Origin of the sequence: Mycoplasma sp. CSL10137 (genome assembly GCF_017116845.1) — a bacterium.
GTDB lineage: Bacteria > Bacillota_I > Bacilli_A > Mycoplasmatales > Metamycoplasmataceae > Mycoplasmopsis.
Genome location: NZ_JAFIRE010000007.1, coordinates 1 through 14,687 on the forward strand (window position 1 = coordinate 1; position 14,687 = coordinate 14,687).

The 14,687-nt window shown below is 25.9% G+C and carries 11 protein-coding genes; 4 read left to right on the forward strand and 7 right to left on the reverse strand.

The window, feature by feature from the left end; genetic code table 4:
* Together JXZ92_RS03250 and JXZ92_RS04280 are read left to right on the forward strand one after the other, a co-directional pair.
* On the forward strand, window positions 1–891 hold an 891-nt coding region (locus JXZ92_RS03250), incomplete at its 5' end, for a leucine-rich repeat domain-containing protein (protein ID WP_205852340.1).
* 381 nt (window positions 892–1,272) lie between these two features.
* Window positions 1,273–2,976, forward strand: coding sequence for a leucine-rich repeat domain-containing protein (locus JXZ92_RS04280; RefSeq protein ID WP_205852341.1), 1,704 nt, complete (start codon window positions 1,273–1,275; stop codon window positions 2,974–2,976).
* A gap of 131 nt (window positions 2,977–3,107) precedes the next feature.
* On the opposite strand, the gene JXZ92_RS03260 is transcribed toward JXZ92_RS04280, so the two are convergent.
* On the reverse strand, window positions 3,108–3,833 hold the full coding sequence (locus JXZ92_RS03260; RefSeq protein WP_205852342.1) for an MAGa3780 family membrane protein: 726 nt from the start codon (window positions 3,831–3,833) through the stop codon (window positions 3,108–3,110).
* Between the two features lie 48 nt (window positions 3,834–3,881).
* Window positions 3,882–4,727, reverse strand: a complete 846-nt coding sequence (locus JXZ92_RS03265; protein ID WP_205852343.1) for a Cof-type HAD-IIB family hydrolase — start codon at window positions 4,725–4,727, stop codon at window positions 3,882–3,884.
* 103 nt (window positions 4,728–4,830) lie between these two features.
* On the opposite strand from JXZ92_RS03265, the gene lepA reads away from it, so the two are divergent.
* A complete protein-coding gene (gene lepA, locus JXZ92_RS03270; protein WP_205852344.1) occupies window positions 4,831–6,639 on the forward strand; it encodes a translation elongation factor 4 in 1,809 nt (602 codons plus the stop codon).
* Window positions 6,640–6,650: 11 nt separating this feature from the next.
* Window positions 6,651–8,570 (forward strand): M13-type metalloendopeptidase, encoded by a 1,920-nt coding sequence (locus JXZ92_RS03275; protein WP_205852345.1) that lies wholly within the window; start codon window positions 6,651–6,653, stop codon window positions 8,568–8,570.
* 39 nt (window positions 8,571–8,609) lie between these two features.
* Here the strand turns inward: JXZ92_RS03275 and JXZ92_RS03280 are convergent, their stop codons facing one another.
* The 5 genes from JXZ92_RS03280 to rplO all read right to left on the reverse strand — a co-directional run bounded on the left by JXZ92_RS03280 (window position 8,610) and on the right by rplO (window position 14,682).
* On the reverse strand, window positions 8,610–9,383 hold the full coding sequence (locus JXZ92_RS03280) for an ABC transporter ATP-binding protein (RefSeq protein WP_205852346.1): 774 nt from the start codon (window positions 9,381–9,383) through the stop codon (window positions 8,610–8,612).
* Window positions 9,370–10,389, reverse strand: coding sequence for an iron ABC transporter permease (locus tag JXZ92_RS03285; RefSeq protein ID WP_205852347.1), 1,020 nt, complete (start codon window positions 10,387–10,389; stop codon window positions 9,370–9,372). The genes JXZ92_RS03280 and JXZ92_RS03285 overlap by 14 nt, the downstream gene beginning before the upstream one ends.
* Complete coding sequence (locus JXZ92_RS03290; protein WP_205852348.1) at window positions 10,382–11,446, reverse strand: ABC transporter substrate-binding protein; 1,065 nt, start codon at window positions 11,444–11,446, stop codon at window positions 10,382–10,384. Before JXZ92_RS03290 ends, JXZ92_RS03285 begins: the two co-directional genes overlap by 8 nt.
* 88 nt (window positions 11,447–11,534) lie before the next feature.
* A complete protein-coding gene (locus JXZ92_RS04285) occupies window positions 11,535–14,201 on the reverse strand; it encodes an exonuclease domain-containing protein (RefSeq protein WP_205852349.1) in 2,667 nt (888 codons plus the stop codon).
* Between the two features lie 46 nt (window positions 14,202–14,247).
* On the reverse strand, window positions 14,248–14,682 hold the full coding sequence (gene rplO / locus JXZ92_RS03300; protein ID WP_205852365.1) for a 50S ribosomal protein L15: 435 nt from the start codon (window positions 14,680–14,682) through the stop codon (window positions 14,248–14,250).
* Between the last annotated feature and the right edge of the window lie 5 nt (window positions 14,683–14,687).

The window sequence follows — 14,687 nt, forward strand, 5'->3', positions numbered from 1 at the left end:
AGTATGCCAAATGTTACAATAATTGGAGAAGGTGCTTTTAGTAGAAATACATCACTTACAAGTGTAAGTATGCCAAAAGTCAATGAGGTTAGTCGTAATGCTTTTGAAGGAACAAAATTTTTAGAACAACTAATAAATTCTGATAATCAAAAACTTATTATAATAAATAATGTTTTAATTGACGGTCATAACGCTAAAGGCGAAATTATAATACCCGAAAGCGTTACAATAATTGGAGAAGGTGCTTTTAGTGGAAATACATCCCTTACAAGTGTAAGTATGCCAAAAGTTACAACAATTAAGGAACATGCTTTTAGTGGAAATACATCCCTTATAAGTGTAAGTATGCCAGAAGTTACAACAATTAAGAAACGCGCTTTTGAAGGCGATACATCGCTTACAAGTGTAAGTGTGCCAAAAGTCAATGAGGTTAGTCGTAATGCTTTTGAAGGAACAAAATTTTTAGAACAACTAATAAATTCTGATAATCAAAAACTTATTATAATAAATAATGTTTTAATTGACGGTCATAACGCTAAAGGCGAAATTATAATACCCGAAAGCGTTACAATAATTGGAGAAGATGCTTTTAGTGGAAATAAATCACTTACAAGTGTAAGTATGCCAAAAGTTACAACAATTAAGGAACATGCTTTTAGTGGAAATACATCCCTTATAAGTGTAAGTATGCCAGAAGTTACAACAATTGGGGATTACGCTTTTAGATGAAATAAATCTCTTACAAGTGTAAGTATGCCAGAAGTTACAACAATTGGGTATAGCATTTTTGATGAAGTGGAATTACTAAGTTTTGAGAGATCAAATTTACCCGAAAATATGACCTATGATGATTTTAATTTATTAATCAATAATACACATAGTATAAGTTAAAAAAGAATTAATTGAATTTCAATTTCATAATATCATTATTTACTACTTATCTTTAAATTGAAATAACGAGCATAACTTTTTTGTTTACTTGTTATTTTTTATAAAAACTATGAAATAAATTTTCAATCATAAAAATCTACTTTTTGAAAATTATATATAAAATAGTACCAGTTAAAACATTTGGGTTAAATTTTTAAGCAACTAGACCAAAAAAACTATAATATAATTAATTGAATTAATAGAAACAAATTAAAACAAGCAAAAAGATGAGTAGTAAGTCTTAAAAACTTAGTCAAATTAATATATTTAAATATATTAAAAATATTCACTTGAATATTGGAGAGTTTTAAATAAACAAACCTAAAAAAGGAGTAAATAAAAATGTTAAAAAACGATATTTTAAAAATAGACTGATTTATAATTGATAAAAACAATATATATAAGTTTATAAAAAACGGAAGTATTGAAAAATATATTAATAACAACAAAATTTGCTATCGAGTACAAAGAGATTTAAATATAAAGTCTTTAAAATGAAAGCTACCAAATAGTTTGTCTTTTAAAAATAATGGCGAAATAAATATTAGTAATTTAGTTATGACAAAAGTTTTAGAAATCGAAAAATATGCTTTTGCAAACAACAAGTCTCTTACAAATGTAATTATGCCAAGAGTGAAATTAATTGGTAAATGTGCTTTCAAAAATAACATTAACCTTAAAAGTGTAAGCGTTCCAAAAGTAATTAATTTTGGATATGAAGCTTTTTCTAATACAAAATTTTTAGATCAAATAATAAATTTAGATAAACAAAAACTTGCAATAATAAATGATATTTTGATAGATGGAAAGTATGCTAAAGGCGAAATTATAATACCTGAAAACGTAACAAAAATAGCTCCTAAAGCCTTTGAACATAATTCATCGCTTAAAAGTGTAAATATGCCAGAAATTAAAATAATCGAAAAACACGCTTTTAGAAGCAACACATCCCTTAAAAGCATAAGTATACCAAAAGTTATCACAATTGGTTCGTACGCTTTTGAAGACAATACTTCTCTTATAAGCGTAAATGCTCCGGAAGTTATCCGAGTTAATAACAGTGCTTTTGAAGGCAATACTTCTCTAACAAATGTAAGTATGCCTAACGTTACGCATATTGGAGATGGTGTCTTTAAAAATAGTATCAACCTTAGAAATATAATCATTCCAAGTGTTATAAAAATTGGAGGTTTCGCTTTTGCTAATAACGAATCACTTAAAAGTGTAAATATTCCGAAAGTCACTACGATTGAGGAAAATACCTTTATAAATAATATTAACCTTAAAAATATAAATATGCCTAACGTGACAAAAATTGGAGATTTTGCTTTTGAAGGCAATAATTCTCTTACAATTCTAAATATTCCAAAAGTTATTGAAATTGAAAAAAGTGCCTTTAGATACAACACTTATCTTAGAAGGGTAAATATGCCTAAAGTTATTAAAATTGGTGATAGTGCTTTTCTAGGCAATATATTACTCAAAAGCATAAATGCTCCCGAAGTTAAATGAATTGGTAATTGAGCTTTTCGTGAAAACAAATCTCTTATTAGTGTAAATATGCCGAAAGTTACTACTATTTTGCCGTGTGCTTTTAAAGACAATACATCACTTACAAATGTACGTATACCTAATGTTTATACAATCGGTAGTTTTGCTTTTGCTAACAATGAATTGTTAGAAACTGTAAATATCAAAAAAGTTAAAGAGATTGGTGACGGAGCTTTTGAAAGAAATAATTCTCTTGCTAGTGTAAATATGCCAGAAGTAAAAGAAATTGGTAATAGAGCTTTTGAAGGGAATAGATTTCTTGCTAGTGTAAATATGCCGAAAGTTATAAAAATTGGTATTTCATCTTTTCAAGATAACAATCGTCTTAAAAGTGTACAAATGCCAAATGTTACTACAATTGGTAACAGAGCATTTAAAAACAACCATTCATTAAGTTTCGAAAAATCTCAATTACCCGAAAATATGACAAATGATGATTTTAAAACATTAATTGAAGGTTCAAATTGAGAAAAAATCATTACTAAGATAAATTAAATAGTAGAAATTATGCTAAATAATAAAAATATTAAATTTAAGATTATTTTAAAAAATCATAATGATACTTTTTCTTTTTGTAGTAAAAAAGTAAGAAATATTCTTTAAATATAATAAATAAAAAAACTAGCTTAACTAGTTTTTTTATTTATTGATAAAACTCTATATCAAAATTTAAAAATTAAAATCGGTAAACCTATTCCTATTAAAATAATAACTAAATTCAAGATTAATTTAAGATCTAAATTATTTCCTTTATAAAAGAAAGGATGAAAAAAATCTAAGAAAGGATAAATAACAACACCATATTCTTTATTATATTCTAAATAATAAGTACTTATAAATAATAAAAACGCAAAGATAAGGTAAGAAAAAACATAAATTAAACAAATAAATTTATCTTTTTGTAGTATTTTAAGCTTATCTTTTCAAATAAATGCAAAAATAAATATGATCATAGGATTAATTAAGTGTGTGTGCAATGATTTGTATGACTGAAAAATATTTTTTCAATTACTTGTTCATGAGATTAACCCTCAATAAACAAGAAATGTAATTGAAATTAAAATTAAAGAGTGGAAAAACAATCTTCTTATTATGTTTTTTCTACTAAAACACATTAATAGCAATGTTATTAGACTAAAATAATTGGTTAAATTTGTAAAATAAAAGAATTGCGAATATCTAAAAAAATATGATTCTAAACTCTTAGTAGTTGCTTCATGATTAACAGATGAGTTTTTAAATAAAGTCATTCAAGTGATTATTAAACCGTTGGTAATAACTAATAAAAGTAAAACTGATATTAAAGTTATAATTTTACGTTTTTGAGTATCTAATTTAAATAATGTTTTCATAATAGAGAATTATATTATTGAATATAAAAAAATAAAGCATTTTTTGCTTTATTTTTTACGCTTTGGCCCTTGTTGCGATAACTGTCTTTTTAATTCAAAATCAGTACGGTATAAATAATCATCAATAGCTTCAGCTAAACCATTTTGTTCAACGCTTGAAGTATGTAATTTTGCAAATTGTATTGAATAATCATCAATATTAGCCATGGCATAAGAATAATCTGTCATTTCAAACATTGAAATATCATTTTGACTATCACCGATAGCCATTGTTGTTTTAACATCTACGCCAAAAACATTATCACATAATCACTTCATACCTGTACCTTTAGAAATTCCAGGTTTAGTAATTTCGATGTGGGAAACTAAGTAAACTATATTTAAATCAATATTCATTTCTATAGCTTTATCATAAAATTCTTTTAATTTATCTTTATCACCATATAATTCAATTTTATGTAAATCATCAGGTATTTCGCCGGTTAAAATTCAATTATCATATTCACAAAATTCAGTTATAAATTTACGAAATTCTGGTGTAGGATCTTTTAAAAAATATCTGTTATCACCAAAATAATATAAATAAACTCCTACTTGTTCAGCTAAATCTCATATTTTTCTAGCTTCCTTTGTGTCAATATATTCAATATTGAGCACTTTTTTCTCTAAATTATCAAAAATTAAAGCACCGTTAGAACAAACAATATAACGAGAACTCATTTGGTTAGCTAATCTTTGTATTTTTTCGTAAGGAGCATTTCCTGTATTTATAACAAATTCAACTCCTTTTTCTTTAATTTCTGCAGCTTTATCAATATTTACTTGCGATAAAACTTTACCTGGGAACGGATAAATTGTTCCGTCAACGTCACTAAAAATTACTCATTTTTTCATAATTTAAATTATACTAAACTTTGAAAAAACATAACTCAAAAGACTCTTTTTTATTAATATAATAGTTATTATATAACTTTAATATAGTATAATTAAAATACTTATGAATAAAGAAAAGATAAAGAATTTTTCAATTATAGCACACATAGATCATGGTAAAAGTACACTTGCTGACCGTATTTTAGAAATGACAAATACAGTTGCAACTAGAGACTTAACAAGTCAATTTTTAGACTCTATGGATTTAGAAAAAGAACGTGGAATTACAATTAAATTAAATGCTGTACAAATTAAGCACAAAGATTACATTTTTCATTTAATTGATACTCCCGGACATGTTGATTTTACTTATGAAGTTTCACGTTCATTGGCAGCATCAGAAGGTGCCTTATTACTTGTTGATGCTACTCAAGGTATAGAAGCTCAAACTTTAGCCAATGTATATTTAGCATTAGAAAATAATCTTGAGATAATCCCTGTTATTAACAAGATTGATTTACCTTCAGCTGACGTAGAAGCTGTAAAAAAAGAAATAGAAGAAGTGATTGGTATTTCAACAGAAAATGCCGTTTTAGTTTCTGCTAAAACAGGACTAGGTGTAGATAAATTGCTAGACAGTATAGTTAAATATATACCATCACCAAGAAATGCTGATGATAACAAACCTCTTAAAGGATTAATTTTTGACAGTTATTTTGATCCATATAGAGGAGTTGTTATGCTTGTAAGAATTTTTGAAGGTAAACTTAAAGTCGGTGATAAATTTAAATTTATGTCAAGAAATGATGAAGAAAATAATTATCATGTTATTGAACTCGGAATTAGAAATCCACATGAAACTAAAAAAGAGTTTTTAGAAGCTGGGGAAGTAGGATGAGTATCAGCCGCAATTAGAGATGCAAAAGAAGTTAATGTCGGTGATACAATAACATTAATTTCTAACCCTACAAGCAAAGCACTTCCAGGGTATAAAAAAATGAAACCTGTTGTTTTTACGGGATTTTACCCAATAGATACTCGTGATTATTCTTTACTAAAAGAAAGTTTAGAAAAAATTTCACTTAGTGATTCTTCTATAACATGAGATCAAGAAACTTCAAAAGCACTTGGTTTTGGATTTAGAGTAGGATTTTTAGGATTATTACACATGGAAATTCTACAAGAAAGACTCGATAGAGAATATAAAGTCGGAATAATAGCAACTAGTCCTAGTGTTGAATATGAAGTACATATGACAAATGGTGAAGTAGAAATGATAGCCAACCCAACACTATTACCTGATCGTACATTTATTGACAAAATAAAAGAACCGTATGTAGAAGCTAAAATATTTATACCAAATGAATATATTGGTAACGTTATGGAATTATGTCAAAATAAACGCGGTATTTATAAAAATTTAGAAATGATAGATGAAAAACGTTCATTAGTTATTTACGAACTACCATTAGCAGAAACAATTTTTGACTTTTTTGATAGATTAAAATCAAGCACCAAAGGTTATGCATCATTCGAATATGAATGAATTGGGTACCGAGAAAGCGATTTAGTTAAAGTTGATATTTTATTAAACGGAGATAAAGTTGATGCTTTTTCAATAATTACGCATAAAGATAGAGCTTACGAAAATGCTAGAGAATTATGTCAAAAATTAAAAGATGCTATACCTCGCCAAAACTTTGAAGTTCCGGTTCAAGCTACTATTGGTGGTAAAATAATAGCTCGTGAAACTATTAAAGCATATCGTAAAGATGTCACTGCAAAATTATATGGTGGTGACGTTACACGTAGACAAAAATTACTAAAAAAACAAAAAGAAGGTAAGAAACGTATGAAAAAACTTGGTTCAATTGAGGTACCACAAGAGGCGTTCTTATCAATTCTTAAAACAAATATTGATCCAAAAAAATAAAGGAGATGAAAATGGATAAGAAATTACTTAAAGATGATTTTTTCGCATATATTAATGCACAATGACTGAAAACAGCTAAAATTCCTGATGACCGTTCTAGTATTGGTTCATTTGTAGAATTAGATATTAACTTGGAAAAAATATTAAAAGAGACAATTGTTAATTGATCAAAAAATAACACCGAATTACCTAGTGATCCTAAATTAATTGAAATGATTAAATTTTATAATTTAATTATTGATACAAACAAAAGAGATGAATTAAATTGATCGCCTGCTAAAGAAATGTTTTTAGAACCACTTAGAAAAGAATTAAAAAGTATGACTACTTTTAAAGACTTTTTTAATTGAGAAAAAGATAAATTCCTAGAATATACATATCTACCATTTGATTTTTCAGTTGATGATGATTTTCTAGATAACACTAAAAAAATTGCTTGAATTGGTGAATTACCAACAATTCTACCCTCAAAAGAAACATACCAAAATGAAAAAGAAAAAAACAAACTTCTAAAAGTTTGAAAAGATATGATTATTGATTTGCTTCTTGACTACGGATTAGATAATAACACTGCTTTAAAAATGGTTAACAATGCGATTGAATTTGATGATATTTATAAAGAATATGTTAAAAGTTCAGTTGAAAATGCTGATTATGTATCCGCATATAATTTAAGACAAAGAGGTGAAGTTAATTTATCTAAACGTTTTGATTTTTGAACTAAACTTGATGAATTAATTGGAGAAAAAGTCACTGAAGTATCAATTCAAAACCTTAAAATTTTTGATGCTTTTGATGAAATTTTTGATGATAATAACTTAGAAAAATATAAAGATTTAATGTTTATAGTTAATTTCTTAGGAGTTACACCTTATTTAAATGAAAGAATTAGAACTAAAGCGTCAGTATACAGAAATACCGTATACTCAATAAACAAAAATAGATCAACAGAAGACTATGCATTTGATTTAGTTAAAAAATATTTTGATATGCCGTTAGGTATGTATTATGCTAAAACATACTTTGGAGAAAAAGCTAAAAAAGATGTTGAAGAAATGGTGCAAAGTATGATTGAAGTATATAGAGAAAGACTTCAAAAAAACACCTGACTTTCTAAAAACACAATTGAAAAAGCACTTATTAAATTATCTAAATTTGAATATATGGTCGGATATCCAGAAATAATACGTCCTTACTTCTCAAAATTTAAAGTAAAAACATACGAAGAAAACGGAAGTATTTTCGAAGCTGTTCATTCATTTTCAAAAATAATTGCAAAATATAGATTAAGTTTATATCACAAACAAGAAGATAAAAGATATTGATCAATGTCGCCATCGACAATCAACGCTTACTACCACCCAATGAAAAATCACATTGTTTTCCCGGCTGCAATTTTGTCATACCCATTTTATGATGTTAATAGATCTAAAACAGCTAACTTTGGTGCGATTGGTGCTGTTATAGCTCACGAAATATCTCATGGTTTCGATAATAATGGAGCTCAATTTGATGAAAATGGTAAATTAAACAATTGATGAACAGATAACGATAGAAAAGAATTTCAAAAAAGAACAGAAGCTGCGATTAAACTATTCGACGGTAGAGAAACTGAATTTGGAAAAGTTAATGGTAAATTAACAGTTTCAGAAAACATAGCAGATTTAGGTGGATTTGATTGTGCTTTAGAATCTGCACAACGTGAAAATGATTTTAAAGCAGAAGAATTCTTTGAAAGTTGAGCTACAACATGACGTTCAATTTATAAGGAAGGAACTGCAAAACGTTTATTAGATTCAGACGTTCATTCTCCTGCTAAAATACGTGCAAATGTTATTTTAGGAAATAATGAATTATTTGAAAAAACTTATAATATAGAACCTGATGATAAAATGTATGTATCGCCAGAAAATAAAGTTAAAATTTGATAAAAAAGAGGCATAAACCTCTTTTTTATTATTAATTTCGCGTTAAAAAACAATATTATCTTTAGTCGCGGACTTAATATTATCGCCATATATTTTTTTGAGTTTATCCACTTTTATTATTTCTTTATAAGAACCTACATTATTTTGATTTACAATACCGTTTTCAACAATAATAACTTCAGATTCAAGAAATAATACATGATTAGGATCATGTGTTGATAAAATAATAGTCTTCCCCAAGTCTTTTTTTGCTTTTAATATAGATAATACTTTTTGTTGATTTTTTAAATCTAAAGCGCTCGTTGGTTCGTCTAAAAAAATAATTTCGGTATCCTGTAAAAAAGCAGCGCATAATTCAATTATTTGTCGTTGACCTCCTGATAAATTATTTATTTTAGTATTTATAAAAGAACTCATATTTACTTCGTTTAAAATAGCTCTTATTTTAGAATCGTCTTCTAACGAAGGTTCTTGATAAAATTTATATTTATTAACAAAACTAAATCTTAAATATTCCAAAACAGTATACTCATTTTCGATTGAAATAACCTGAGGTACGTAGCTAAAAATTTTTGATCTTTCTTTTATTTTAATTTTTGATAAATCGATATTATTAATAAAAATTTTTCCGCTATTTGGTTTATTAATGCCTGCTAAAAGCTTAATTAATGTAGTTTTACCAGAACCATTAAGACCTAAAACTGTATATATTTTTCCTTTTGAAAAAGATAAATTAATATTTGTTAAAATATTGCTCATTCTATTATATTTAAAACTTAAATTTTGAATTTTTATGATAGTATTAACTTTTTTCATTTTTACCTTTTTTAACAATTAAAATATAGGCGAATAATATAGCTCCTATAATTCCGGAAATAGCACTTATTGGAATTTCGCCTGAAGTTAAGGTTCGTGAAATAATATCTATAATAACCATAAAAGAACCGCCTATAGTTATACTAAAAGGAATAGTTGTTTTTGTATTTTTACCTAATCAAATTCTAATAATATTAGGAATTACTAACCCAATTCAAGTTATATTCCCTGCAACAGCAATCGAACTAGCTGTCAAAAGTGTCGAAATAATTATTATTATTCATCTATAATATTTGTAATTTAACCCTCTACTTTGCGCAATTTCTTCGCCTCTACTTATGATGTTTATTCTTCATCTAATAGAAAATAAAATTATTATTGAAACTATATAAATAGGCATAAAAATTCAAACTTGGTACATTTTAACTTCCGAAAAACTACCCATGAGTCAAAAAATTATTGAAGGTAATTGAGTTTGTTCGTTAGCAACTGTTTTTATTACACTAATAACACTTGACATAAAACCAGTTATTATTATTCCTGCTAATATTAAAGATAAAGTCTTAGTGTTTTTAAACATTTTTGAGACAAATATTGTTATCAAAATTGTTAAAATACCAAAAATAAACGCAAAAAATGAAACTCCCATACCTCACATTACATTAGATAAACCTAAAACTATTGCAAACCCAGCACCAACACTAGATCCCGAAGATACACCAAGTATACTTGGTGAAACTAAATTATTTTGAAATGTTTCTTGATAAATTAAACCAGATAAAGTTAATGCTCCACCTACCATAAAAGCTAATAAAGTTCTAGGTAATCTTAAATTTAAAATAACATTATATTCAATAGTATTTTCTGTATTTAATTTACCAAATATTATTTGTAAAAATTTATTAAAATTAATATTATATCTACCAAAACATAAAGATATAAAAATAATTAATAATGATAATAATATAGTAATTCCAAATAATATATATTTTTTAGTTTTAAGCATTTGGTTGTATACCGCTTAAAATTTTAGTAATTTCATCATCGGCTAAATCATAGTTATAATATGTTTTGTATGTATTTTTTAACATTGATCGTATATCGAAATTGAAGATTTCGGGCCAAAATTCATTAGCAAGATAAGCGATAAATATTTTTAACTCGACTCCAATTTGTTCAAAAGGTATCACACCTAAAGGTATATTTATTAAATTATTTTGCCTTACCGCTTTTAGTGACGAAAATGTTTCATCAGATTTTAAAGCATTAATGTTTTCGTTTTGGAATTTACCTCCAAAAAGATAGTAATCAGCATTGTCTTTTAATAACTGTTCCTTTGTTGCTACATTATTTTCAATAGTAAATTCACCTGGAACATAATAAACTTTTAAAATACGCATTATAGATGATAATAAAGTATCTTGTCCAGACTCTGTGTAAGTTACTCCTTTGTTTTTGTCACCGCGTACGTATCAAACTTTTTTAATTATTTCTTTATTTGATAATTTTTCTTTTATTTCTAATATAATTTGATTCAATTCATTAATTCACGTATTAACTTTATTTTTCACTTGAGTGTCAGTAAAAATTTTAGTTAATATTTCTGGATATAATGTTATAAAATCGTCATATGTGGGTTGATGATATTGGCTAATAACCATAGACGACATTCCCGCCTCAATAACGGAATTTGCCACAATAGGATCTGGAGCAATTACTAAATCATAGCCTTGTGCTAAATATTCTTCTTTATTTGGGCTATATTGTAATTTAGTATACTTTTTAGAATTAGGATATATTTTATTTATTCATTGATTGTCGAGTGTCGACTTGTAAACCCCACTAATTCTATCTCCTAAACCAAAAGCGATTAGCATACCAATCCCTGATCTTCCTGGAATCGCAATATTTTTAGCATTAATTCTAACTTTTCTTTCTATAGAAGAAGTATCAATAACATCAACGCTATTTTCACTTTTAATTTCTTTACTACATGAAATTGAAATTATTGGTAAAGTTAATATACCAACAGGAATAGTTAATAAAAATTTTTTAAATTTCATTTTTTACCTTTCATAAAATTTTAGAAATATTATACAAAAATAGTTTAACATAAAAAATATTTGACAAATTGATAATTTTTTATAAAAATTATTTTTTATCTCTTGATCATTCTACATAATTAAATGTTTTTATTTTATATCCATTCTTTAAAGAACTATTAATATAACCTTCAATACTGTCATCAACTTTCTTTAATAACTTTACAATTGTCTGAGCATCAAATAGCGAATCATGAAATTTACCCATTTCTAAACCAAATTCTTTTGCTAGGTTTTCTAGCTTATAACTCTTAAGGCCCGGCACATTTTTTTTCATCGTATTAAAACTACATAGATAATTAAATTTTACATTTTCCAATTTATCACCAATATTTTCACTATAATATTTGAAATTAAAAAATAATCTGTAAATATCAAAAGCGGCGTTATGTGCTATTCATAAATAATCACCAGTTAAATATTTATATATTTTGTTAAATTCTTCGTAAAATTTAGGTTTATTTATCAAAAATTCATCGCTTATTTTGTGAACTAAGTAAGCTTGGCGATGTATTCGAAGGTCATTTTTAAAGTAAAAGTTCATCTCATCAACTTTAATTTCATTTTCATATACAACTAACGATAGTTGTATAATTTCACCTTGCAAAGATGTTGTTTCTGTATCGAAAAATACAATTTTATTGTACTTCTGTTTTATTTCGCTTTTTTTATTACTTTTTATTTTATTTACAATTTTTGTCGGAACATTTTCCTTATATTCTTTAATCATTAAAGTTTTTTGACAAAGAATATTTAGTTGATTTTCGTTATAAAGGTTAATAAATTCTTCAACACTAATTTCATTATTGAAACCATCTAAAATTTTTAATAAAATTATCTCAAATTTTTGAAAATCATTAATAGTAATCTTATAACGCATATTATCTTTAATGTTTAGTAAATAACCAACAGGAATATTCTTATTTTTAGATGTTTTATATAAAATAAGCAAGTAAACTGCAACTTGAAAAAAATGTGTAAGAGATAAATTTGACACAAACTTAATCTCGTGCACTTCGTTTGTATCTTTTTGATAAAAATCAATTATACCCAAAATTTTATTATCTCAATTAACGCCAATTTGCTGCTCAAAATTACTTTTTGATAAATATTTTTGCATTCTTGAATATATTTTATTATGATTTTCTTTATCAATTCAAGTTGGAAAATTGTTTATATTATCCTCAAAATGTTTTAGTCTAGTTATATCATTTGTTTCAATAGAATGCTTAATAAAACATAACTCTAAAAAAGAATTAAATTCCTTGTTGATAATTTTCTCTATATACTGGTGTGTTTCTATCGATATTGAATTAAACATAGTAAAAAAATTTAATATTATTCTATTAATTTTCTTAATTTCATCTAAATTATCATTTCCTAATATTTGTTCGGCATAAATTCCATTAATATCTGAAATATCATAAAAGAAACCATCATAAGTAATTATGTTTGAAATTTTAATAATTTCATCTTTTTTATTTATTTCACTAATATCTATTAAACTCTTTAGTTCTTCTTCTATTTCAATAGGTATAAACTTTATAATTTCAGTTGCTTTTTTGATATTATAAGCTTCGTCACTTGAGTCATTTTCATAATCTATTCAACCATTAATTTGATCTTTCATACCTTCCATTAAAGTAGGCAATGATCTATTTTTATTAAAAAATATATGTAATTCTTCAATATTTCTAGTTGCTGCTACATAAAACAATTTATTAAATTCATCTATAGTATATTTCTTTTGAACATCACCATCAAGATTAATTATTATAACTATTTTACGTTCCAAACCTTTTACTTGATGTACAGAACTAAAAACAATTTTCCCATGCATTTCTTTAAAATCTACTTTTTCTTCGTTATCAGATCTAGAAACATATACTTTAAAACCCTTTAATGTAAGTTTATTAGCGGTATCTCGTATTATATTAATATTAGTAGTATTCGATAGAACAAATATATTTTCTTGTCCGTATTGGTGAATTTTTTCAACTATAGTTTCTTCAAACAATTTATCTTTATATTCAAAAGCATTAATTTTTAATATACCTTCTTTGTTCAAAGCATTAAAAGACTCGCTTTTATATTGTTTACTTTCTTTTAACATACGCCAGGTAGCATTAGGCACCCTAAACGAACCATTTATTTCTAATTTTTTTCAAGTTTTAGAAGGTATTAATTTATCAATATTTTCAAGAAACATTGAACTAGCTTTTTTGAAGTTATATATTTCTTGATTTGAATCACCTATAAACATGACTCTCGCTTTTGCGTTATATTTTAATATTTTAAGTATTAAAACTCAATAAAGTGGAGTTATATCCTGTGCTTCATCTATAATGATTGTATCGTACTCATCAACAGTTAATATTTTAGATTCATTAAACTCTTTTAAGCCAAGATCGTCCATAACTATTTTTTTGCTCTTTTTAGTTGCGAAAGAGTGAAATGTATGAATGTCACAATTTTTTATTGTAATATCTTTTTTTAAAATCCTTATTTTTGTATCATTTACTAATTTTGTATTATATGATAAAACTAATATTTTTGAGTTTAAATTATATTTATTTGACTCATAAATAATTTCTACTATAACTCTAGTTTTTCCACTGCCAGCAGCCGCATTTACTATTAAATTATCACCATAAAAAGAATTAATTATCTTTCTTTGTTCTAAAGATAATTCATTATTTTTATTTTCTTTTTTCATTTTTTAGTTAATTAGAAAAATAGAGGTTACCCTCTATTTTAAATAATTAAAATTCCTCAATTGTTCCATTAAGTTCTTCAAATGCTGCTTTTGCAGAAGCAGAAGCTTTATTTACTACAACATGTAATTTTTTAGTTAATGTACCATTTCCTAATAATTTTATTGGTAATGATCTTTTTACTAAACCTTCTTCGAATAATCTTTCTACTGTTACTTTTTCACCATCTTTAAATTTTAACTCTAAATCAGATAAATTAATTACTTGGTATTCAACATGATTTACGTTTGTAAATCCACGTTTTCCAATACGACGGAATCAAGGAGTTTGTCCCCCTTCAAATCCTAATCTGTGCCCTTTACGTTTATTTTGTCCTGATTGACCTTTACCAGCTTGTTTACCTTTTCCGGCAGCATGCCCACGCCCTTTACGGTGTTTTTCTGGTCTTGAACCTTCTGTTGATTTTAATGTATGTAATTTAATTGCCA